Source organism: Brevibacillus reuszeri, from assembly GCF_001187725.1.
GTDB lineage: Bacteria > Bacillota > Bacilli > Brevibacillales > Brevibacillaceae > Brevibacillus > Brevibacillus reuszeri.
The window spans coordinates 966,120-990,227 of record NZ_LGIQ01000011.1; the positions used below are offsets into that span (position 1 = coordinate 966,120).

Genomic DNA, 24,108 nt, shown 5'->3' on the forward strand with positions numbered 1-24,108 from the left:
CTTTGACTTCATGCTTCACAAACGTCATTCGTTCACCCACATATCCTGAATGGTAAGTATCGCAAGCGGGTTCGCCTTGACTCCTTGGATCCGATTGTTGATGACCTGGAATGTTTTCGCCGAATACAGGGGAACCCAGTAAGCTTCCTCCACGACGAGCTTCTGGATAGCCGCGTATATTTTTTGCCTTTCCTGACTGTCTGTTGTGATAGAGCCTTTTTCCAGCAGAGCGTCTAGTTCTTTATTGTTCACACGGAAAAAGTTCAAGCCGCCGATTTGGTTGGAGTGTAACAATAGCCCCAAAATATTCGGGTCTATGTCTCCGTGAGAGGTTGCCATCAAATCGAATTCACCTTTTACAGCCTGCGCATGAGCGGTGGCCATTTCGTAGCTTTGAATTTTCAGATCGATGCCAATTTCCTTCAGCATGCTTTGCACAAGCTGATCTCCTGGCTTCGGATCTTCGATGATCATGGTGAGGCTGAGCACTTTGCCATCCTTTTCTCTGATTCCTTGCCCACCCAGCTTCCAACCAGACTCCTCCAACAAGCGAATCGCTTCTTCCTTGTTGTATTTGTAGCCATACTCCGCTACTGCTTTGTCGTAGCCAAACATGGTAGGCGGGATCGGTCCGTAGACAGGTACTCCTTCCCCCTGTAAATCAGCGATGATCAGTGCTTCCTTGTTAATCGCCAGATTGATCGCTTTGCGTACATGGACATCTCGCAAAATCTCATTTTCCAAATTCATGCCGATAAAGCTCTCCACCGGCTGCATCCCCTCCAAAACGGTGAATTCCTTGTCATCCTTGTACTTTTTCACGTCTTTGGCAGATACACCCGCGATGTCGATGGTTCCACTGTCCAGAGCAGCCATCAAGGTCTGATTGTCTTTGATGAACTTGATAACGAGCTTATCCGGGCGTACAGGTCCCTGATTTTCCAAAAACGGTGCGCTCCATTTATAATCATCGTTTCGGCTCAGTGTAATGGATTCCCCGGTCTTCCAGCTCTCGAGCTTCCACGGTCCGACACCTACCGGATTTCGTCCAAAATCACTGCCGTATTTCTTCAACGCATCCATCAAAATCGGCTGTTGATACCCTCCATAAGACAAGGCACTAAGCAGAGATGCTGACGGCTCCTTTAATCGAAGAACCAGTGTAGCGTCATCAGGTGCGCCAACGGATTCGATTGCGGCCAGATCTTGTCCCGCAACTGGTGATGCCGTCTTTGGATCGATTGCTCGCTCTATACTCTGCTTGAAGACAGATGCAGTCAACGGTGTTCCATCATGAAACTTCACTCCCTGACGAAGCTTGAAAGTCACAGTCTTCCCATCCGCAGAGACCGTGTACGATTCAGCTAGATGAGGCTTCAGCTCAAAGGTGTACGGGTCGAGGATCATCAATGCTCCTCCCAGTAAGCCACCTACGAAGTTACCCGCTGACATCGTTGTTTTCTGCGGGTCTAACGTATCTGGCTCCGCTGGAAGTCCAAGTGTGATGGTTCCCCCCGTTTTTGGTGTCAGATTGGCAGTCGCTTTTGGCTGTTGCTCCACGTTCTTGGCGGATGGAGGAGTAGATGTACACCCCGCTGCAGAAAAGGCGAGTAAGCAAGCGAACAGAACGTATTTGATGCGGCGATCCAGCTGTTTTCGTAACATTGCGTGCCTCCTTTTTGGCATTGTGATAGTGGGTAAAGCATTTGTATAAACGACAATAAGTCGTCATATAGTCGCTAATTTCATTTCTGCTTTTTGGCAAGTTAACAGGTAATGGAGAAAGAGTCGATTCGTAGATGACTACAAGTAAAATGACATGGAGCTGGTCCGAGACTGCTCCCCACTGGGAACAGCCGGGACGTTTTCATGCTCACTTTCATTAACGAGAGAGTAAATGATGGTTGAAGCGATACACAGCGCGAGGACGACCTTGTTGATACGGCTGCTCCTCGCCGACCACTTCAATCACCTGATGGTCGATCAGTTTTTTTACGGTTCGCTCTGAGCTTCGTCTGCTGATCTGAAGGTATTCGGCCAAGTCAGTCGCTGTAAACCGATTGTCCCGCCTCAGCTTTACATACTGGATCAACTTGTTAATCGTAGCGACACTCGAGCCTGACTTTTCGGCAATCTCCAGGACGGCCTTGTTTTCGCTTTTTAATTGAAAGATTTTCGCCTCGGTGTTCACTGGACCGATGACTTCTTTTTCATCGGTTACGAGGTAAGCATTGCTTTCTTGCGTTTTTCGCGCATGATAGATCGCGATTCGCGCGTTTGCTTCCGCTTCTTTCGCTGTAAGACCGAACCCGAAGCCCATCGATACCGTGACCTTGCACAGCCGACTGACATTTTCCAATACATGGGCGATCTTGCCGTATTCCATCATCTGCTCAATACTGCCTCTCGTCCCGTAAATAATAAATTGATCCATCCCGAGCTTTTGGATAGAGGCATCGGTCTCTTTGACCAGCTCCAGCAGCTCTTGGAGCAGGATGATCGTGGCGTCCTGCATTTGACTTTCTGCCTGATAGCCAGCCTCCACCTGATTGATCGCAGCGATGCCCACCGCTATCTGTGAATTTTTGCTAATCTTCAGTTGACCGTACGCCACCGCTTGCTGGATGGCATCCCGAATATTTTTATCAGGAACGATGAGCGGAGCACAGGGGATATTCAGCTCACGCAGGCGCGCATACACATAATCAACACCGGTCAGGGCAAATTTACTCTCCCCTGTTTCCCAATGCTCCCTGTGAAAACGGATGACTTGCTCGACATCAAAACTTGTTCCACCTTCTTCGACAATCTCGCTGTAGTCGGTTACGAACCATGGTGTAGACGGAATGTCCAATTCTTCTGCTACCTTCTCGATATACGCAGCCTTTGGCATATCAATGGAAATCCGGTCCAATCCCCCCTGGACATGCAGCATCGTATGAAACAGCGAAAGTGAAATCGTGTACTCATCAGATGGAATGTACACCGCTGGCCACTTTTTTTGTTCCGTTTTTTCTTTGGCAAAAAAGTACGGCAATGGTCCAGCAAACAGCAGTACGTCACAATCATCAATGAGGTCAAGCAAAGCCGCACTCTCTTTTGGATTTTGGTAGGTGTACGCTGTCAGATGAATATTTGCGTCTGCATGGATATTCTTTCTAATCCTTGGTACGAATTCTTCCGAAGAGATTGCCGCTATTCTTATGATCATCGTTCATTCCCTTTTCCTGCTTATTTCCAGACTTCCTTATATACCCGAATGAAATTTTTACCCATAATCAGCTGGGTGGCTTCATCTGTATACCCTCTCTTGGCAAGAGCACTGACAATCTCGGGAACCTGGATGTGTCCCTTTACGACATCAAAATCTTTGCGTGCTGCCTCTGTTATGGCAACTGGCGATTCATACTTCATGAATGGCTCGATAATATCCAGACCGATTCCGATGTGCTCTACCCCAACGAGAGCAGCGATGTGGTCCACATGGTTCAGCAGATGCTCCAGATCAGATTCGTCGTCACGATCAGCAACAAAAATATTGACGCCATTGATCCCGATCACACCATTGATAGAGGCAATTGCCTTGATCTGCTCATCCGTCAGATTGCGCATCGAGCTGGCTAGTGAACGGCAGTTGGAATGGGAAGCGATGATCGGTTTTTTAGCAATCTCCATAACATCCCAGAAGCCTTCATCATTTAGATGGCTGACATCGATGATCATCCCCATCGCTTCCGCCGCTTCGACCAGCTGCACGCCAAACTCGGTAATGCCTCCCTTTTTCCCTTCACGCACCGGAGAAAAGTGGCTGCCGTCTCCCACGAAGTTGCGCCTGCTCCAAACGAGTCCCATAAAACGCACGCCCAGCTCATAAAAAATACGGAGCATACTCAGATCGTTGTACAGCGGATCGGCCCCTTCCAGAGAGAGGACAAAGCCGACTTTCCCTGCCTTCCTGGCGGTTTCGATATCGTCCACGCTTTTACATACCATGATTTTGTCCGGTGCCTCTTCTGCCTCAGCGTGCAGTGCGCTGATTTGCTGGAGCGCCTTGCGCAGCCCCATCTCCGGCAAAAATTTGCTGTCGATATACACAGCTGCGACAATGGTTTGCACCCCGCCTGCCAAAAAGCCAGGCAAATACTCCGATACAATGACGTTTTTTCTCCCGTATTCCCGCTGGATAGCCACATCCATCAGCAAATCAAAATGAGCGTCAATGATATTTGTCATACGCCGTGTCCCTCTCCTTTTCCATGATTGGTTTCTCTATTTATAAAACCCGCTTTCACTTCCGTAGTTCTACCGCAAATTCTCAGGATTGAGTGGTTCCAGCTCTGGCAGCACGAAACGCCCATCTTTGCGAACCAGCCGATCATCGAACCAGAGTTCTCCACCCCCGTACTCCGGTCGTTGGATCATGACCATATCCCAGTGAATGTTGGAATTGTTCCCGTTCGAAGCATCGTCATAGCATTGTCCTGGTGTGAAATGAAAGCTGCCATCAATTTTTTCGTCAAACAAAATGTCCTTCATCGGTTCTCGAATGAAAGGATTTACGCCAATCGCAAACTCGCCAATATACCGTGCCCCTTCATCCGTGTCCAAGATGCCTGTAATTCTCTGCGAATCATTGGCTGTCGCATTCACGATCTTCCCATCGGCAAACTCCAGACGAACATTCTCAAACGTAAAGCCCTGATAAGGAGATGGCGTGTTAAACGTAATGACACCGTTTACTGACTCACGAACCGGACACGTGAACACTTCTCCATCGGGAATGTTGTTTTCGCCCGCACACAAAACTGCTGGGATTCCTTTGATCGAAAAGGTCAGCTCCGTACCAGGTCCAACAATTTTCACACGGTCTGTCCTTTCCATCAGCTCCTTGAGCGGCAGCATGGCTTTGGCCATTTTCACATAATCCATCGTACAAACATCAAAGAAGAATTGTTCAAAAGCCTCTGTACTCTTGTTCGCGAGCTGTGCCACAGCGGGATTGGGATAGCGGAGATACACCCATTTTTTCTGGAGACGAACCTGACGAACCGTATTGGAAAAGGAAGTGAACAGCTTCATCTGTTCATCAGGCACATCAGACAGCTCGCTGATATTGTGACCGCCCTCTACGAGGATAAAGGCTTGCATTTTCTCCATCCGTAACCGTTCCATCTCTGCCCAGCTCTGAAACTGCTCGGTCGTCCCCTCAAGCAAAAGCTGGCGATGTACGGAGTAATCCCGTAGATTTACATGAGGGTGTCCGCCTGCCTGATGGACAGCTTTCACCAGCTCCTTAATCAATGGCGGGTCTATTTCAATCGCTTCAATCAGGACATGATCCCCAGGCTGTACGTGAGTTGAATGGTTCACCAGCACATCTGCCAGTTTGGTAAGACGTGAGTCCAACATCGATCCATGCCACCTCCATCTACTGTTTTTTATTTCTCGCTACCCGCCGCTAATAGAGGTGGCAGGCAACCATTCTGCCCTCTACTTCCTGTAAGACAGGCGCTTCCTTTTTGCAGACGTCCATGCAAGCCCAGCAGCGCGGATGGAACTTGCAGCCTGTCGGAGGATTGGATGGCGAGGGCAAATCTCCCGTCAAAATAATTCGCTCCCTCTTTTCATCCGGATCAGAGACAGGTACGGCAGAGAGAAGCGATTGTGCGTACGGGTGCAGCGGCCTCTGAAACAGATCTTCCTTTTTCGCCAGCTCAATGACTTCCCCCAGGTACATCACAGCCACTCTGTCAGCAATGTGTTCAACGACGCTTAAATCATGGGAAATAAATAGATAAGTCAGCGAAAATTGCTCCTGCAAATCCTGCAATAAATTAAGAATCTGGGATTGAATCGACACATCCAGCGCAGACACAGGCTCGTCGGCAATAATCAGCTTGGGTCTGAGCATCAAGGCCCGGGCAATTCCGATCCGCTGTCTTTGCCCCCCTGAAAATTCATGGGCATATCGCGTGAGATGCCTTTTGCTCAAGCCGACAATTTCAATCGTTTCTTCAATCAGTGCTTGTCTTTGCTGCCTTGGTATGTGATGGGCAATTAGCGGCTCGGTTAAAATGTGCTGGATGGTCAGCTTGGGATTGAGCGTGTCAAAAGGGTTTTGAAAGACCATCTGCATGTTCCGCCGTGCCTCATGCATGCCCGCTTTGCTAAAGGTGCGGATGTCACTGCCTTCAAACCTGATTTCACCATCTGTCGGCTCCACCAAGCGTAGAATGCATCTGCCCAGCGTCGATTTGCCGCAGCCGGACTCTCCGACTATTCCCAGCGTTTCTCCTTTGTTTACGACCAGATTCACGCCGTTCACTGCATGGACGTAAGACGGCTGTTGAAACCACCCTTTCCCCAGGAGAAAACGCTTTTGCAAATTTTTCACTTCCAACAGTGGTGTCGTCATACATTCACCGCCGATCTCTCGCTATTTTCCTGATACAGCCAGCACCGGCATTGGGACTTCTGGTCCACCTCTATCAGCTGAGGGTTGTGTTCAAGACAGACTGGCATTACTTTGTCACAGCGCGGGGCAAACCGACAGCCTTTGGGATATTCGTCTGGGGATGGCACACTGCCAGCGATGCTGTTCAGGCGCTTCTGCCCTTTGGCTTTATGCGGGCTCGACTGGATCAATCCGATAGTGTACGGATGCTTCGGATTACGCAGCAGGGAGCGTACGTCTGCCGTTTCAATCACTTGCCCGGCATACATCACCATGACCCGGTCACAGGTCTCGGCAACCACTCCCAAATCATGCGTAATCATGATTAGCGACATGCCCATCTCCCTGCGGACTTTTTGAATCAAATCGAGAATTTGCGCCTGAATTGTTACATCGAGAGCCGTCGTCGGTTCATCTGCTATGAGCAGCTTTGGACTGCAGGCAATCGCCATGGCGATCATGACACGCTGCCTCATCCCCCCTGACAAACGATGCGGGTACTCGTGGTAGATTTCACTTGCCCGCGAGATCCCTACCTGCGTAAGCAGCTCAATTACGGTATCCTTTGCCTGGACCCGCTTCATGCCTTCATGCTTTTCCAGTCCCTCGCTCATTTGCTTGCCGACGGTCAAAACTGGATTGAGAGAGGTCATTGGCTCCTGAAAAATCATCGCCATTTCTTTTCCTCTGAGCTTCTGCATCTCTTTTTCGCTGTACGCCAAGATTTCCTTGCCGTTTAGCTGAATGCTTCCTTCGATTTTTCCGTTCTTTCCAAGCAAGCGCATCATCGAGAGAGAGGCGACGCTTTTTCCGCACCCGGACTCGCCTACGATGCCCAAGGCTTCCCCCTTTGCCACGTACAGAGAAAGGTCGTCCACTACCTTGAAAGCCTTTTCATTTTTTGCAAACGTGGTTGTCAAACCGGACACTTCCAGCACGTTTGTCATGTTGTCTCCTCCTTGCAAATGAATGAACCACGCTGTTACGATTTCGGATCAAAAATATCGCGCAGGGCATCGCCTAGCATGTATACAGTAAAAACGACAATCGTAATCGCCAATCCTGGAAACGTCGCCAGCCACCATGCTTCCCGCAAGTAATCCTTGCCCTCACTCAGCATCGTTCCCCATTCTGGAGTCGGAGGCTGGGCACCAAGTCCAATAAACCCGAGCGCAGACGTCCCTAAAATTGCACCTCCAATGAACATTGTCGTATAAACGATTAGTATATTTGAAATATTCGGAATGAGTTGGTTAATGATGATCCACCAGTTGGAGCTTCCGATTGATCGGCTCGCCTCCACATATCCTGAGCCTTTGACCGTTAAAGCTGCCCCGCGAACCAGGATAGAAAATCCAGGTATTGACGCTATGCCAATCGCGATCATCGCATTTTCCTGACTGGGTCCGAGTGCCGCCACAATCGCCAAGGCCAGAACAATCCCTGGCAGTGCAAGCAAAACATCCATGATCCTCATCATTACGTTGTCAAAAATTCCTCCCAGGTACGCACTGGTTACACCGATGAGCGTTCCGGCGACAAACGTCATCGCAGATGCCATGACCGCTACCGTCAACGTCACTCTGGTTCCATACAACAGGCGAGATAAAATATCACGGCCGATCGCATCCGTCCCGAGCCAAAACTCCGCCGAGGGTCCTTGCATGAATGCCTCGTAATACGTTTTGGTTGGATCATGCGGAGCAATCCACGGACCAATGATCCCGATGAGTATAATCCCCAGCATCATGAAGAAGCTGTATTTTGCTTTTCTTTTTTGCATGATCTTGTCCAGCAGCTCAAAGCGGGGAAGCGATCTTTCCTTCCGCCATATCGAGCGCACAGGAATCGTTTTGTTCAGCTCGCTCACGCTACGCTCCCTCCCTTTTTGCCGTGTAGTCGATGCGCGGATCAAGAATGGCGTACAGTACGTCAATCAAAATCACGACGAGGACGTAAATCGCACCGATGAACAAGGTCGTTCCCTGGATCATGGGAAAATCCCGCGAGCTGATAGCTTGAATCGCCAAGGTTCCAATCCCGGGCCAGTTGAATACCTGCTCGACAATGACGGCACCACCCAATAGTCCCGCAAATTCCAGCCCGATGACCGCCACAATCGGGATCATCACATTGCGAAACGCGTGGCGCAGCAGTACGATTCGCTCTCCCATTCCTTTTGCCCGAGCGGTTCGGATGTAGTCATTAGACAAGACCTCGACCATGCCCGCACGAGTCAATCGACTGAGTGCCGTCGCCGTCAACGTACCGAGCGTAACCGCAGGCAGGACGATATCCATAAACCCAGTGCCTCCCGCAATTGGAAACCAGCCCAGATGCACGGAAAACACGAGAATCACCAGCAGCCCCAGCCAAAAACCCGGCAATGCCATGCCAAAGGTTGAAAACGTCATGATAAGGCTATCTAGAAACGTATCTTTAAACCGCGCCGCGAGCACTCCCAGCCCAATTCCGACAACCACCGCTACTCCCAGGCTTGCCACAGCCATTTTTGCCGTCGCCGGAAAACGCTCGGCAATTTCTGTGCTCACGGGTCTGCCTGTTTTGAGCGAGGTGCCCAAATCTCCCTTGATCACACCGGAAGCGTAGTTTACATACTGGAGAACGAGAGGCTTGTTAAGTCCGAGTTCTTCTCGTAGCACCTCGATTTGTTCCACTGTAGCCCGCTGTCCAAGCATAATCCGCACAGGATCGCCAGGGATGAAATGAATGAGCATAAACGTAAAAACGGAGAGTCCAAAGAGCACAATGACACCCGACAGCAGCCTTTTTAAAATATATTGCTTCATGAGGCCCTCACCCGACTGTAAGCAACAAATTGATAACTCCCCTTGTCTCTGTCACGAAAATATTTGCTTCTGACTTCCCTGCGATCCATTCTGTCGTTTGACACCTTTCGCCCCTCCCTGTTCGGTACTACTTCTAACGACACATGTCGTTATCGTGTCGTTATTTGTTTAAAAATAGTCTATTTGAAATTTAAAGAAAATTCAACACGTATTTTTCATCTTTTTTCCATGGGTGGAAGCCAGTTCCGCGCGAACTCCCCCTATATTCATCGTTTTATTCCCGGTTATCATCCACCACAAAAATATTTTTTGAATAGGCAGAAATGTTATAATAATAGAATAACAACAGGAGGACTCGCTATGTCAAAATCCATTCGTACCTGTACCGGCGATCAATGTTCCTTTTGTCCCAATCCGCTCCTTGACAGCGACAAACAACCGGTCTTTTTCTACGGCAGACAATGTCGGCGATTCTCCTGTCGTTCCCCAAAGTACCAATCCATCCGAGCCATGCTGCAACAAATGCTCTGCCAATTCTGCTGCCTTCTGTTCGTCTACCTCACCAGCCTGATCGTACGGTGTGATCATAGCCGTAAAGAGACGCCCCCAATTTACACTCATCTGTTCTCCTCCTACATGCTGCTTTTTTGTCCACTATCCAAGCCCACTCCTGCTTTTTTGTCTGGAATACCGGGAATGGAATGTGCACTCGCTCCAGTCTATAAAGCAACATCCATGCCATGGCAGCTAACCAGCACTCCAAACGCAACCTACATCGTGTATGGCTCGCATTGTTTGCGGAAAAACACTGCTTTCTCCGCTCGTTTACCGACAAGAATTACAAACGGATAAATACTGGCTGGAAAAAATTTGATCGTAATTTTTAGAACATTCTATTTCTTAGAACTCAAGTCTCACGTGCCGCTTCCCCCTCTCCATTCAAGCTCAGAAGCATTGGCTTCTAAAAATTAGAAATGGACTCTGAACACGCTTTTTGCAAAAAGAAAAGCCGACGTCGCTTTTCACGACATCAGCTTCTTTTTCATCAATTATCCAGCGTCCTTACGTATCTGTCCGCACATCGTCCCACTTGTCTTCCATGTAGTTGACGAGCCAGTTCAGCGCTCTGTGACGTTCCAATACGACCTCATCGTTCAGCCCGCCCTCTACAGTCCTGCCGTTTATTCTCGCATTGACGCAAGCCCAGTCGTAGCGGTAGATCAAATCGGCCTGATCCAAAATCTCTGCCTTGCTGCGAACCACTGCATGCTGATAGAAGGTATCGTAGTCGCCAGCACTGCGAAGAGCGTCAACCGCCATTCCCACATCGCAAATTTGTCCAGGAAACTCGAGCTCTTCCTTATACCCAAGCGCCCACAACAGCACCCAGTAGCACTCGTACATCCATACCATCTGGACCGCATCTGTCTGGTTGGGGGCGGGATCAGCCAACAGCATTTTTTCTTTTTCCGTAAAGAAACTGGCGGCCCCGTACTGCTCAATAATTTCCTCGATAAACTCCCGCTCTTCCTGAACGTTTCCGTTTTCGGCGATTCCGCCAGCGTATACGGCAATCAAGCATAAAGCGATTGCACGCTGAACAATCTCCTCTTTGGTCCTGATGACCGCCTCCTCGTCCCCGACGATGACCGGCAGATGTGCAATGGCAGGTATTCCCTGCTCCTGCAATTGATTGATGCTTCGCGCTTTGCGCCCTTCTCCCGACTCCGAAGTCCGAACGTGTCTGTCGATCAAATCCACACTCACGTTTAACATAAAATCATCGAGCTCCGATTCACCTGAGGTATTCAGGATCAAGCTGCCCTGCTTGTCCAGCATATCTCCTGAGGGTAGAAAAACGATGCCGAGTACTTCCCCAGCAACCGTAATAATTCTACGAAACAATTCCTCGTCGATCTCTTTGCTTGCTGCGATTCCTACTGCCACATTGAGCGCTGTTATTTGCAGTAGCAGCTTTTGTTTTACTTTTTCGTGTCTCGTCTCGATTTGTGCGAAGAAGCCGTACATCCCTTGCTTCATTTGCAGAAATGCTTCCGAATCGTTCTCCTCGCGCATGAAAGTAAACGTGACAGTACTTTTACTAAACCATTTTTTATCTATTACCGTTACGGTCCGCCCATCTGCAGACACCTCAACCGATTTGTCACGAAAAGCCTCGCTGATCGCATCGATTACTTTTTGGTGCTGCTGTATGGAGACGTATAACGTGCAGTGCTTCATCCTTCTCCCTCGTTTCCCAGCCAATTTTTTACTAGACCGAATTTTGTAACCAAAAGTCAACTATGGTATTCTATCCCTGTTCTACGCAAGACGAAATCTCCCTACATAAGTATCGGATAAACGATTTCAATGATTGAAGGTGATTCGATGAAAAACGTTCTATTGGAGGAATTTTCACCCATTTGTCAGATTCAAGCCTTTGTAGAAGAGGATGAACATTGTGTCTACTTTTACTTGTGGAATGATCCCGGAGAGGAGTTCGCCAGCATCCGGGCCGGTTGGGTGAGAAACTACGGGAAGGCTCCTGAGAGCATAGATGTTGAAGCGATGGAGGATGGTCAAGCTCCGATGCTGCCACGTGACTGCTGTGCTCATCCGGACGGCGCTCCCAGACTGGACCCGGATCAGCTATCCATCGTCTGGTTTGAGGAAGGTGACGCGGCTGCTCTGCTTTATCAAGGTGAGGTGCTCTCCGTCATTCCCGGGTGGGCGGGCTCTGCGCCAGATGGCTCCAGTTATCCTCCTTATGCCAAAGATTGCATCGGGGAATCCTCCAATACCCCACAAAGTGACGAGTATGCTCTGAAGCATATTCCGAATACTTTGCGGGGGCCCCAACAACTTATCTGCTTTCCGCTAGGAACACCAGACACAAACGAGTTGTTTGCCCGCATCGAGTCGGCACAAAAATTTTGGGCGAGCTGGGACGAAGATCCATGGCCAGCTATACAGGATCAATTTCTCTCTGCCATCACCACAAGCCTTGGTCCTGTGAAAAAGTATTACTCCATCGACGGAGGTCACTTTCCGCCTAAAGCCATGGTGACCATTGAGAAGGGCAACGTCACTTATGTTGTCACACTAGGCGTGTCCCTTTTGCCTCAGCCAAAGGTCGAGCAGTATACAGGGACACCAGAGCTGTTGCGCAGATTTGAATTCGCTTTTGCTTGCGAAACCGAGTGGCTCGCCAAAAACGAACAGCACCTTTTGGCTTACATCAGTGGACAAACCTCTCTGCCCTGGTCGTACCTGACCTTCCTTGCAAAAGGGCACACGATTCCGTGCCGAGAAATCAGTGAGGTAGACGAGCGGTTTACTTCGATGCTGCTCGCAAAACCAGAAGGAGCTCCTGATATTTCGTTTCCTGTAATCGGCGGTGATCCTGTCAATCTGTTATGGATGATTCCGATCACAGAGGATGAATTGCATTTTGCACAGACCCACAGCTCCGTGAACTTGGTTCAAAAGGCTGCGGAGGATCCTGAGTATTGGATTTTCGATGGGGGAAGCAAGTTTTCTGCTCGTCGGTAAACAGGTCTGCTCGAAGTATTTTTTCATATAGGCTTCAAAAAAAGGAGTATCTCGGCTTGGTGTAACCATCACACCTCGCCAGATGCTCCTTTTCTACGTATGCAACTCGCTTTCCCCGGATTTACAAGCTCAATCGTGCCGCTTTAGGAAACACCTGCTCTGGTCGGCGCAAAAAGCATACGAGAAAACTAAAAATAAATAGACAAAAACATTAAACGTCTATTAATATAAAAACAAACATCACAATCGTTTGTTTATTAATTTATCCAAGGAGGATGTCATGAATAACTTTTCAAACAAGGTAGCCGTCATTACGGGAGCTGCAAGTGGGATCGGTCGCGCAATCGCAACGCGCTGTGCGCAGGAAGGAATGAAGATCGTGCTTGCAGACGTGGAAGAAGCGGCACTCCAGGCAGCAGAGCAGGAATTGAAGTCTGCTGGTGTAACCGTCCTTGCTGTCGTCACGGATGTTGGCAAAGAAAGCGACATCTCGGCTTTGGCTCAAAAAACAATGGAGACGTTCGGTGCAGTCCACCTCCTGTTTAACAATGCCGGGGTTGGCGGAGGCTCCACCATTTGGAACAGCACCTCCGCCGATTGGCAATGGATCATGAACGTCAACCTGTGGGGAACCATTCACGCGACACGAATATTTGTCCCAATCATGCTGCAGCAGGAGACAGAGTGTCATATTGTGAATACAGCCTCTTTGGCGGGACTTGAATCAGGTCCAGGCAATAGCATTTACCGGGTAAGCAAGCATGCACTCGTCAGTCTGACGGAAACACTCTACCACGAGCTGAAGCTGATGCGCTCTAACATCGGTGTTTCCGTCCTGTGCCCCGGCTTTGTACGTACGCAAATCTGCGATGCCGATCGCAATCGTCCTGTGGAGCTGAGCAAGCCTGGTGACATAGCAACCCCTACTCCGATGACTACCATGATTGACCAGTTCATCCGTGCAGGTGTCGAACAAGGCATCTCTCCAGATGAGATTGCGGAGCAGACGTTTATTGCGATCAAGAGCAATCGCTTTTACATTTTGCCTGATCCAGCCTATAAGCAGAGTGTGAAACAGCGAATGGAAGATATACTGAATCAGCAAAATCCGACGTTCGTCGTTCCCTCTACAATTTAGGACCATAGTAAGCATAGAGAAAGAAGCCCTCTCCAAAGGTAGGGCTTCTTTCTCTTCTACATCTATAGATTCTCTTGTTTCAACGCATCAATGATGTTTGCTTTCTTCACTTTGATGCTCGCGTAATACATGGACAAGCTCACGATTACAAACACGGCAGCAATCACATACAAAATGCTAGTCCAAGGCAAGACGAATTCATACGAAAAACTATACCTGAAGGAACGGTAGATCAACACCATAATCACTGCACTGATTGGAAGGCCGTAAGCGAGCGACTTGATTCCATAAAAAATACTTTCATAGTTGATCATTATATGAAAGCTTTTCGGCGTCATTCCAACCGACCTCAGCATCGCGAATTCCCGCTTGCGAAGAGCCACGCTCGTCGAAATCGTGTTGAATATGTTCGCCATTGAAACCGCCGTAATCAGCGCCACGAAGCCATAGACAAAGACAGACATAAACAATATCTTTCGTTCAGAGCGCTGTCTTTCTTGAAATAAGTTCATGACAGATACATCCTTCTGCATTTCTTCAATATCTTGTTGGGTTTTCAAAGGCTCCTTGCTTTTCAGGTAGAGTCCTGGATAAGAGCTAACAAAGACGCTTTTTTTCAAGAGCTGCTCGTAGACAGGTTCGGACACGACAAGATTCACTTGAAGGATGCTATCGGTTTGTACAATTCCCATAGGGAATTTGTCAGTGACTGCTGCCAGCTCCATTTTGTTGACCACTTGCTGTTTAGCATCTTCGGAGACGAGATCCAGCATTTCCCCTACTTTCCCATTGACTTTCGTTTCGATAAATTTACCCTTTTCATCGAGGAACGTCATGGTATCAATCAATATGGCGTTCGGCTGATCCGGATTCGTTAGCTTCGCATACTCTACACCAACCTGTTTGGCATACGCTTTCAGCTTTTCTTCTTGCATGCTATTTACACCTATATTGTATTTATACAAGTTACGTTCCTGGTACAAGTACGGTTTTATATTTTCTGGAACAACCTCTTCAGCAAGCCACACGAAATTGCCATTCATTTGTTTCATCAGATTTGATTCAGTGACATTTTCCAACGATGTGATCGTTTTTACCAATTGTTCATCCTCTAGCGTTGCCCCTTCGCCGTCTGTGTATATAGCGATGTCATAGTTGTAGCCTTTTTGTGAAATCTCAAGTGATTTCTGCAGATTGGAGGTGAAAAAGGATACGGCCAGAAATAGCACGATACTAATCACAAGGGAAAAAACAGTGGCGTAATATCGGCGTTTGTTTCTTTTCAAGTTTTTCAAGCCGATCTCCGCTTCTACGCCGAATAACCGTTTGACCAGCTTAGAGGTTTTTAGTGCCTTACTTGTGAGCTTAATATCCGCCGTTTGCCGAATGGCATCGATAGCAGAAATTTTTGAGGCCCTTTGAGCTGGAACATACGTAGATATGAAGATCGTGATGATCGAGACCAGGCAAGCGAGGGCAATCGATAAAGGTGTGACGACCAACGTCAGTTTTTCAGTAACACCCATCGCATCCTCAAGGATCGGATTGATAAAGCCAAAAGTAATGCCGATACCGAGCATGCCAAAGATGACGCCCAGGGGTATGCTAATGGAGCCAATCACCGCCCCCTCAAAAAATACCGAATTTCGCTTCTGTCTTCTCGTCGCCCCAACACTTGAGAGCATCCCAAGATGACGTGAACGCTCCGAGACGGAAATCGCAAACGCATTGTAGATTAACGAAACAGAGCCGACGACAATCACAAGCACAACAATGAGGAATAACGAATTGTAGGTTTTGCCCAGTCCGCCACCCATCACACCATAATAGCGGAGTAGCGAATCATTCGTTTTAAACGAGCTAATGCTGTTTTTCTCCGCCAGGTCATTGGCATGATCAAATACAGTGCTATCGATATTCTCCACAACAACGCTCACGTCAACTGACTGGTTTGCATCTACCATGGTCTCATCTATATAGGTAAGGGCTGTATACCCTGGCGCCCACGTCTGCTCCCACGTAGGACGTTTGATAAACCCGACAACGGTATACGCCTCAGTTTTTGTATCAACTAAGGTTTCCATGCTCGCACCAGCGCTAGTTCGCAATTGGTTATTTTGCGACAGATTCGTATCGCTTGGGTTCGTTGGAATATGGCGCTGTCCAACCTCAAGGGTTACATGATCCCCTATTCGATAAACGACTTTGGCATTTGTGGCGATCGCTTCCGAGAGAACAATCTCATCTGCTCGCTCTGGAAGTCTCCCTTCGCTCAATACGATCGGGAAGTTCGTAAAGCCTTGGGCATTATACGCTTTTATAAACAAATAGGGCTTGCGTGCATTTTGGCTCCCTGGCAGCAAGGCATAGCCGCGCTCCTTTGAAGTCATGAGTTGTTTGGTCTGCGTATCCTGCTTGATCGCATCGAGCTGCTCTTTGTTTACGCCTCTGTACAGGACATGCCATTCTCCATTGTCTTTTATCGTTTCCTTTTGCATCAGCGTCAAAAAAGACGAGCCAAGCGTGATCACAGCCGTTACCATAGCCACGGAAATAATGACTCCCATAATGGTCACAAGCGTCTGTTTCTTATTTTTCATTAAATGCCTGAGCGTTAGCTTATTGATGATATTCATGGCCTGATGACCTCATCTCTCGCAATCCGTCCATCTTCAATTGCGATAATGCGATCAGCCTGCAAAGCAATTCGCTCATCATGGGTAATCATAATCAATGTCTGATGAAAGGTCTTATTGAACATTTTCAATAAGTCAATGATTTCGCTGCTGTTTTTGCTGTCCAAATTACCAGTTGGCTCATCTGCCAGTATGATCGCGGGCTGATTCATCAATGCTCTTCCAATCGAGACCCGCTGCTGCTGTCCGCCAGAAAGCTGGTTGGGCAGATGATTTAAGCGATTTTGTAAATTCAAGGTCTTCACCAGATCATCAAAAAGTGTTTGATCCACCTTGTGCTCATCAAGCAAGAGCGGCAGCTGCATGTTCTCTTCCACTGTTAAAATCGGAAGAAGATTGTAGAATTGATAAATCAAACCGATTTGTCTCCGCCTGAAAATTGCCAGCTGCGTTTCATTCAGGCTATACATGTCCGTATTATCCACAAATACTTTTCCACTTGTTGGCCGATCTACACCGCCTAGCAAATGTAATAGCGTTGATTTCCCCGAACCGGATGGACCGACGATGGCGACGAACTCCCCTTTGTTCACCGAGAAGGATACGTCGTCGAGCGCTTTTACTGCCGTGTCACCTTTTCCAAATACTTTAGACAGATGTTCGATCTTCAGAATTTCCATACTGAAACCTCCATACGTTTGCTGATGGATGTAGTATATCTGTCCGAAGTGACACTGCAGTGACTGGAAAGTGACAATCTCGTCACTTAGCCCGATTAGAAGACTTGCTTGTAAAAGCGAATCCGAAACTCAGTCCCCTTATGTACATCACTTTGAACATCGATAACTCCATTCTGCTTCGTGATGATGCTGTGAGCCATCGAGAGACCAATCCCGCTGCTCCCCTCGCCTGCGCCCTTTCCTTTATAAAAACGCTTGAAAATAAAAGGGAGCTCTTCTTTGGGGATGCCTTTCCCGTTATCAGTGATCATTATCTCCGTAAATAATGGATTCTCTGAAAAGGAAATCTCGATGGTTCCACCTTCCTGCGTATGTTCTACAGCGTTTTTTAAAATATTGATCAGCGCTTCCGTTGTCCAGTTCAGATCGCCTAAAAACGAGACGCTGTCCTCGCCCATGATCGAAACCGTTTGCTCTTTGATGTCGATTGGAATGAGAACAGGCTGTAGCGCTTTTTCAATGAGCCCTGCCACCATGACTTGATCCTTCTTGAACGGTACAGCATCTGCATCAATTTTCGATAGCTTTAATAACGTTGAAACAAGCCAATCCAGCCGTTCGAGCTGAATCCGAATATTGCGCGTAAATTCCTTTCTTTTCGCTTCCGGCAGATTGGTGTCTTCTACTAAATCCGCCATGACCATCATCGAGGTTAGAGGTGCTTTCAGCTGATGGGAGATATCTGAAATCGCTTCTGTCAGATGGATTTTGTCTTTGTGCAAAAGGGCGCTTTGCTCGGATAGCATGACCGTTACTTTATAAATCGTATTTTTCAAAATGCTGAGTTCCCCTTCGCGATTGTCGCGTACGTCAAAGGTATAATCCCCACTGCTAATTCGCCGTACATAGCCCGATAGCTTTTCAATCTCTTGATATCTTAGTCTCGTAAAAAGGAGGCTGCATCCGATGAGTAACATAGAAGTAAGGAGAACGAGGATGACGGCAGCCAGTGAAAAAAACGTCGCGACTACAAGCAAGGCCAAACTAATCGTACACATCACCAAAAAGACGAGACGGATTTCGCGATTACGCAGCATGCTACTCACCGACCTTATACCCTAAACCGCGCACGGTTTTAATAATAGTTGGAGCCTTTGGATCATCCTCCAGTTTTTCCCTCAGCCTTTTCATATAAACGGTTAATGTATTGTCATTGACGAAGTCCCCGGCCACATCCCAAATTTGTTCCAAAAGCTGATTTCTGGAGAGAATCTGCCCGAGATGGTTGGCGAAGATCAGCAGTAAGCGGTACTCCAGCGCAGTCAATGGAACTTCAACGCCATGCTTGTATACTTTTCCTTCCAGCGTGTGAATGCGGATCGGATCGAAGTCGATGACTGTCTTGGGCTGCGGCTGCTTCTGATACCTGCGCAAAACCGATTTGATCCGTGAAAGCAGCTCGCGAATGCGAAAAGGCTTTGTAATGTAGTCGTCCGCTCCCATATCCAGTCCCATCACGACATTAACCTCATCATCAACAGCCGTCAAAAAAATTACGGGGATGTCGCTGTGCTGCTTCACCATTTTGCACAATTCATACCCGCTTCCATCTGGCAGGGATAAATCAAATAGGCATAGAGAAAATTGATCCAGCTGTTCGGTTATAACCTTTTTCGCAGATGCAACGTCATGGCACAAAACCGTAGAAAACTGGTCCTGCTGCAATGAATACTCAAGTCCAGACGCGATCGTTTTATCATCTTCCACAAGTAAAATGTTCATTGAATCATCATCCTAATAGGGATTTTTTCAAAAGTGAAGAGAGCCATATGATTGTATCTGTATCATAGTAAAAAGGGGGAAGATTAGCAAAGGTGCAGCATTTTCAAACGAGGACGCTACTTACATCTTCGGATGCATATGGAAGATGCTGTAATAAAAAAGAAAGATTATCCGTCTAATCTGTGCATGAATAAGATTGGAGTGAAAAATGTGCAGAATAAGCAAGAAATTGAACGCTTATTTGTTCAATACAAGGACGACATTTATAACTACCTTGTCTATTACACAGGAAATATGGACGTAGAAGATATCGTTCAGGATGTATTCATCAAGGTCATCACCCATTTTGATCGTTTCGAGAACAAATCCAATCGCAAGACATGGCTTATCAGCATTGCTCGTCACGCAGCAATCGACCATTACAGAAAGCAAAAGCTAAAAAAGCTGTTTAGCGGAAAGCTACTGACTTCCTTTTTATCCACCGAAAAGACACCTACCGAAGCACTTGAAGCCAGTGAGGATGCTCGCGAGCTATATGAAGCCATCAGCAAGCTAAAGCAGTCCTATCGCGAAGTATTGATATTGAGGGGAATCCAGCGATTATCAGGAGCAGAAACGGCAGAAATCCTTGGCTGGAGTCTAACAAAAGTAAATGTCACGATGCATCGTGCACTAAAACAACTAGAAATCGAGCTAAATCCTGTAGCAAAAGGAGGAATACAGCATGAAACTTTCTCATGATCATGAAAGATTGTTTCAAAAATTGAGAAGCATGCCCCATTACACCTTAACCGGACAGAAAACAGAAGAAATTCAGAAGGTCCTGTTAAAAAAAGTAGAGCAATCCAAGAGCAAGTTACAATGGTACTATCACTTGAAATGGACTGTGATAGGCGCAGCGGTCTTCTTTTTTGGCTTTCTATTCTATAAAAATTACGAGAGTCTTTTGCCTGTCCAGCAGTCGGCCCATCCCTCCCCCTACATAACGACAGGAGCGACCGCAAAAAACGTCACGCTGAACAATATGCCAGACTCGGCTAAAGCTACCTTTGAAAAGGTGCTGACGGCATTCCCGGAATTGAAGCTCCCTTACATAATTGAAAGCGACTATGACAGGCCCACCAATCGTCAAGGCTATAAGATGACATTGAAAAAAGCAGGAGACGTTGCTACTATTACCGTCGACGAAAAAACCGGCCAGCTGATTTCATTCACCCGCTACGGACTGGAAAATGACGAGCAAACACCTCTGTCTATCGAACAAGCCAAAGAAAAAGCTACTGATTGGCTCACATACATCGACAAACAGCTTGCGCAAGACTATATCGCTTCCACTGTCACACCATCGGCAACCATCAGTGGAGAAGAAGGAAAGGAAAAGCCTACTGGGGTTCGGCTCAAATCAATCGTCGAATTTCAGCCTAGAAGCATGCCTGCTCCCCCCAACTCTTTTTCTTACTTTGTTACACTTGACGCCCAAGGCGAGCTGATGAGCATTCAATTCAGTCGGAGCACTGGTGAGGAAAACAAAGAGTTGGAACAGAAGCTACAGGCAGTTTGGGAGGAAGCGATTGACGCTTTCCAGTTGACAAATATCGCTTGGGTAAAAATTGACTATTTCGAGATGGAAGAACTGCTCCATCATCCCCCAAAAAGCCTGGGCACCCCCATCGAGGCCGCTTATTTACAGGAGATAGCCAAAACGGAGCTGCGAAAATATCGGATCAAAGGGGATACGATGCCACTACTTCTTGTCCATCCGACCGAGAAGCAAGCATATATGCTTTGGAAACGGGAAAATGGTGTCTACGCTGCTCTTGAACTACACCAAGAGAAGGAAAAATGGGTTGGTCAGCTAATCGAAAAAATACCAGACAAGTAAAACACGCAAAAACCCGAGAAACTTGGAAAAGTCCTCGGGTTTTGCCCATTCCATTCTTTTCACTTATTTCAGCAAGCCTACTTTAATCCCTTTGTTCAAGATGTTGCGATACTCTATGAATTCATAGATGTCATCCTCGATGAACGGGCTTTGCTGCTTCAATTCCGCAAGCGACAGCTCCTCAATCGCTTTTTGATGATCCTCGCAATAAATCACGATAGAGCCAACGATGCTATGCGCATCCCGGAAGGCAACACCTTTGCTAACCAAATAGTCAGCAACCTCTGTCGCATTGAGGAAGCCCTCTTTCACCGCTTTTTTCATATTTTCACTGTTAACCTTCATGGTCGCAATCATTTTAGACATGATTTGCAGAGACGACTGTACCGTATCCAGCGCCTCAAAGAAAGGCTCCTTGTCTTCCTGCATGTCTTTATTGTAGGCAAGCGGCAGTCCCTTCATCGTTGTCAAAAGTGATGTCAGCGATCCGTACACACGGCCTGTTTTTCCACGAATCAACTCGGCTGCATCCGGGTTTTTCTTTTGTGGCATGATGCTGCTGCCTGTTGAGTACGCATCATCGATCGTAACGAAACGGAACTCCTGGCTGCTCCACAAAATCAATTCTTCGCTCAATCTGCTCAAATGCATCATCAGAATCGAGAAGCTGGACATCAGCTCCAGCAAATAATCGCGGTCACTGACTCCATCCAGGAAATTGTCGACTGGCTTTTTGAAGCCCAGCTCTTTGGCAGTCATTTCTCTGTTGATCTGATGCGTAGTCCCTGCCAGTGCACCGCAGCCGAGTGGGCTTTCATCCATGATATCAATCGCATTCAGAACTCTTTGTCTGTCACGCTTCAGCATGTTGTAGTACGCCAGCAAATGATGCTGGAAAGTCACTACCTGTGCACGCTGCAGGTGGGTATAGCCTGGCATGATGACGTTGTTTTCTCTTGCCTTTTTCTCCAGGCTGCTTTGCAGCTCCTCAATGTATTCAACCACTTCGAGAGCCTTGTTTTTCGCGTATAGCCTGATATCTACTGCAACCTGGTCATTTCTGCTTCGAGCAGTATGCAGCTTTTTCGCTGTATCCCCGATTCGATGGGTCAAATTGGATTCCACAAAGCTATGAATATCCTCGTAGTTCCCTTCAATCGGCAAAGTTCCATTTTCAATATCTTCCCGAATGGAAATCAGCGATTGTACGATATCCTCCCCCTCTTTTGGAGTGAGCAGACTACATTGCACAAGCATGTTTACATGTGCGATGCTGCCTGTAATATCTTCTGCATACAATCTCTTATCTACGTGCAGCGAGCTATTAAAATCCTCCATCAGTTTGTTTTCTTCTTTTCTAAAACGGCCTCCCCAAAGCTTCATATCCAAGTTCTCCTTTTTCTATGTGAGTGTTTACGATTACTGGGTTACGCTTTCCTCAAGCTCAGCAATGTTGCCCTTTTTGCGCATATACCAGACACCGTTGTAGACCGCGAAGTTGTAAAAGATGAACCCTAATACAGCTGCAATGATAGACATAAATGGCTCTGGAAGAACACCAAGTCCACCGAAATTGCCCAAGTAAGACAACAGGATAAGCATCAGGATATAGACAATCAAATACAGACCACCGAGGATCTCCACCGACTTTTCCTTTTTGAGAAAGTGAGTGATCAAATACGCTGCTACTCCAATAGCCAAGCCCGCGATCCCCAGCTGTACCTTGCCCCATTTTGTCCAGTAAATGAGCAGGGTTGCAAAGACAAACGCGAGTGGCGCAATCACAGCCATACCTGGCAGACCATTGTCTTTTGTCAAACCAACCTTGCGGAAAACCATGACGGTTACGCATGCAGAGGCATATTTATAAATTCCGATCGCCCCAACGATGGCAACAATCGCTGTCCAGCTCTTGAGGGGGAACAAGAAAAGCAAGCCGATGACGAAATTGAAAGCAAGTGCACGAGTTGGAACACCAAATCGCTTGTTGATGACCCCGAAGTAGGATGGCAGGAAACCGCTTTTCGCCATTCCAAAAACGTGTCTGGAGGTTCCCGCTGTATAAGCGAGGGCAGAGCCTGTTGGCGACACCATCGCATCTGCTGTAATAATCCAGGACAGCCAAACCATGTTGGCAATCATCGCCAGGTTTGCAAACGGCGAATCAAACTTGATTCCGCTCCAGCCATTTGCCAGCATTTCTGGCGGAACCGCTCCGATAAAGACGACCTGCAGCAGCACGTACATAATTGCTGCAACAACCAGCGAGGCAATCAAGGCAAGCGGAATGTTCTTCCGCGGATTGACGACTTCCCCACTCATCATGATGACGTTTCCAAAACCGGTGTAAGCGAAGAAAATCCCACTTGTTAAAATGGCACTCAGCCCTGCTCCATACCCGTTTGGTGCAAAGCCTTGACTCGTGAAATTCTCTGTATGAAAGCCTGTCATAAAGAAGGCAAGGATCGTGAGTACTGGTACTACGAATTTGATGACGGTAATCACTGTATTTGTGACGGCGAACAGCTTTACTCCGAAGTAGTTAAAGACAACGAAGAAGATCATCAGGAAGCATGCTGCCAAAATACCTGCTGTTGTCAGCTGTTCCTTGGCTACATCATAAAGCCCTGGCCAAAACTGATTGGCATATTGGATCACACCCGCAGATTCCACTGGCGCCGTGGCACAATAGCCGAGCCAAATCGAATAGCTCGTTACGGTTGCCAGCATTTTTCCGTGGGAATAGAGTGGATAGCGGCCTAAACCGCCTGACTCAGGCTTGACCCTTCCCAATTCCGCATATACAAGTGCGATAAAAGTAATGACGATTGCACCGATCAACCAAGACATAATCGCAGCAGGGCCAGCTAATTTTGCTGTCGCCCAAGGACCAAAGAGCCAGCTCGACCCGATAATCCCCCCGAGAGAAAGTGCTGTGAGAGACCAAAAGCCCATTTTCTTTTTCAGGTATTGTTCTTGATCCATGAGTGTACCTCTCTCTTCACGTAGTAGTATCTATAGATGCATACCTTTTACAAACCAGGAAACACGATCCCCCTTCCTCTATTTTTTGACACGTTGAGCATCATTCAACCCAAATCGCCCCCTTGCTTTGGATCAGCTCTTTGGATTAGCCAAATCTATTTAAGGGTAATAAAAGGGTAATTTACTTAA

The 24,108-nt window shown here is 47.5% G+C and carries 20 protein-coding genes; 4 read left to right on the top strand and 16 right to left on the bottom strand.

Annotated features, from left to right (window positions below; genetic code table 11):
• Nucleotides 1-24: 24 nt before the first annotated feature.
• From ADS79_RS29630 to ADS79_RS29675, 10 genes are all read right to left on the bottom strand, one after another.
• Entirely contained in the window at nt 25-1,665 is a 1,641-nt protein-coding gene (locus ADS79_RS29630) for an ABC transporter substrate-binding protein (RefSeq protein WP_049742038.1), read from the bottom strand.
• A gap of 217 nt (nt 1,666-1,882) precedes the next feature.
• The gene (locus tag ADS79_RS29635; RefSeq protein WP_049742039.1) at nt 1,883-3,211 is read right to left on the bottom strand and encodes a hypothetical protein; all 1,329 of its coding nucleotides are present in this window, start codon (nt 3,209-3,211) and stop codon (nt 1,883-1,885) included.
• Nucleotides 3,212-3,231: 20 nt separating this feature from the next.
• A complete protein-coding gene (locus tag ADS79_RS29640; protein ID WP_049742040.1) occupies nt 3,232-4,233 on the bottom strand; it encodes a dipeptidase in 1,002 nt (333 codons plus the stop codon).
• Nucleotides 4,234-4,302: 69 nt separating this feature from the next.
• Complete coding sequence (locus ADS79_RS29645; RefSeq protein ID WP_049742041.1) at nt 4,303-5,409, bottom strand: aminopeptidase; 1,107 nt, start codon at nt 5,407-5,409, stop codon at nt 4,303-4,305.
• Nucleotides 5,410-5,458: 49 nt separating this feature from the next.
• Entirely contained in the window at nt 5,459-6,415 is a 957-nt protein-coding gene (locus ADS79_RS29650; RefSeq protein WP_049742042.1) for an ABC transporter ATP-binding protein, read from the bottom strand.
• Nucleotides 6,412-7,401, bottom strand: coding sequence for an ABC transporter ATP-binding protein (locus ADS79_RS29655; protein ID WP_049742043.1), 990 nt, complete (start codon nt 7,399-7,401; stop codon nt 6,412-6,414). The genes ADS79_RS29650 and ADS79_RS29655 overlap by 4 nt, the downstream gene beginning before the upstream one ends.
• A 35-nt stretch (nt 7,402-7,436) precedes the next feature.
• Nucleotides 7,437-8,324: an ABC transporter permease gene (locus ADS79_RS29660; protein ID WP_049742044.1), complete on the bottom strand. Its 888-nt coding sequence runs from the start codon at nt 8,322-8,324 to the stop codon at nt 7,437-7,439.
• 1 nt (nt 8,325) lies between these two features.
• Nucleotides 8,326-9,264 (bottom strand): ABC transporter permease, encoded by a 939-nt coding sequence (locus ADS79_RS29665; RefSeq protein ID WP_049742045.1) that lies wholly within the window; start codon nt 9,262-9,264, stop codon nt 8,326-8,328.
• 363 nt (nt 9,265-9,627) lie between these two features.
• Nucleotides 9,628-9,885: a dihydrodipicolinate synthase family protein gene (locus ADS79_RS29670; protein ID WP_049742046.1), complete on the bottom strand. Its 258-nt coding sequence runs from the start codon at nt 9,883-9,885 to the stop codon at nt 9,628-9,630.
• A gap of 441 nt (nt 9,886-10,326) precedes the next feature.
• Nucleotides 10,327-11,505, bottom strand: coding sequence for a DUF4272 domain-containing protein (locus tag ADS79_RS29675; protein ID WP_049742047.1), 1,179 nt, complete (start codon nt 11,503-11,505; stop codon nt 10,327-10,329).
• A gap of 147 nt (nt 11,506-11,652) precedes the next feature.
• On the opposite strand from ADS79_RS29675, the gene ADS79_RS29680 reads away from it, so the two are divergent.
• Nucleotides 11,653-12,816, top strand: coding sequence for a suppressor of fused domain protein (locus ADS79_RS29680; protein ID WP_049742048.1), 1,164 nt, complete (start codon nt 11,653-11,655; stop codon nt 12,814-12,816).
• A 280-nt stretch (nt 12,817-13,096) separates the two neighbouring features.
• Nucleotides 13,097-13,954 carry an SDR family NAD(P)-dependent oxidoreductase gene (locus ADS79_RS29685; RefSeq protein WP_049742049.1) on the top strand — a complete coding sequence of 286 codons (858 nt, stop codon included), beginning with the start codon at nt 13,097-13,099 and terminating at the stop codon, nt 13,952-13,954.
• A gap of 62 nt (nt 13,955-14,016) precedes the next feature.
• Here the strand turns inward: ADS79_RS29685 and ADS79_RS29690 are convergent, their stop codons facing one another.
• From ADS79_RS29690 to ADS79_RS29705, 4 genes are all read right to left on the bottom strand, one after another.
• Nucleotides 14,017-16,590 carry an ABC transporter permease gene (locus ADS79_RS29690; protein WP_049742050.1) on the bottom strand — a complete coding sequence of 858 codons (2,574 nt, stop codon included), beginning with the start codon at nt 16,588-16,590 and terminating at the stop codon, nt 14,017-14,019.
• A complete protein-coding gene (locus tag ADS79_RS29695) occupies nt 16,587-17,270 on the bottom strand; it encodes an ABC transporter ATP-binding protein (RefSeq protein ID WP_049742051.1) in 684 nt (227 codons plus the stop codon). The genes ADS79_RS29690 and ADS79_RS29695 overlap by 4 nt, the downstream gene beginning before the upstream one ends.
• Nucleotides 17,271-17,365: 95 nt before the next feature.
• The gene (locus tag ADS79_RS29700) at nt 17,366-18,367 is read right to left on the bottom strand and encodes a sensor histidine kinase (RefSeq protein ID WP_049742052.1); all 1,002 of its coding nucleotides are present in this window, start codon (nt 18,365-18,367) and stop codon (nt 17,366-17,368) included.
• A gap of 1 nt (nt 18,368) precedes the next feature.
• Nucleotides 18,369-19,052: a response regulator transcription factor gene (locus tag ADS79_RS29705; protein ID WP_049742053.1), complete on the bottom strand. Its 684-nt coding sequence runs from the start codon at nt 19,050-19,052 to the stop codon at nt 18,369-18,371.
• 210 nt (nt 19,053-19,262) lie between these two features.
• Here ADS79_RS29705 and ADS79_RS29710 point away from each other — a divergent pair, with 210 nt between their 5' ends.
• Nucleotides 19,263-19,793, top strand: a complete 531-nt coding sequence (locus tag ADS79_RS29710) for an RNA polymerase sigma factor (RefSeq protein WP_236700138.1) — start codon at nt 19,263-19,265, stop codon at nt 19,791-19,793.
• A complete protein-coding gene (locus ADS79_RS29715) occupies nt 19,777-20,934 on the top strand; it encodes a hypothetical protein (RefSeq protein ID WP_049742054.1) in 1,158 nt (385 codons plus the stop codon). The genes ADS79_RS29710 and ADS79_RS29715 overlap by 17 nt, the downstream gene beginning before the upstream one ends.
• A 63-nt stretch (nt 20,935-20,997) precedes the next feature.
• On the opposite strand, the gene argH is transcribed toward ADS79_RS29715, so the two are convergent.
• Nucleotides 20,998-22,317 carry an argininosuccinate lyase gene (argH, locus tag ADS79_RS29720; RefSeq protein WP_049742055.1) on the bottom strand — a complete coding sequence of 440 codons (1,320 nt, stop codon included), beginning with the start codon at nt 22,315-22,317 and terminating at the stop codon, nt 20,998-21,000.
• 36 nt (nt 22,318-22,353) lie between these two features.
• Complete coding sequence (locus ADS79_RS29725; protein WP_049742056.1) at nt 22,354-23,919, bottom strand: APC family permease; 1,566 nt, start codon at nt 23,917-23,919, stop codon at nt 22,354-22,356.
• Nucleotides 23,920-24,108: the final 189 nt, after the last annotated feature.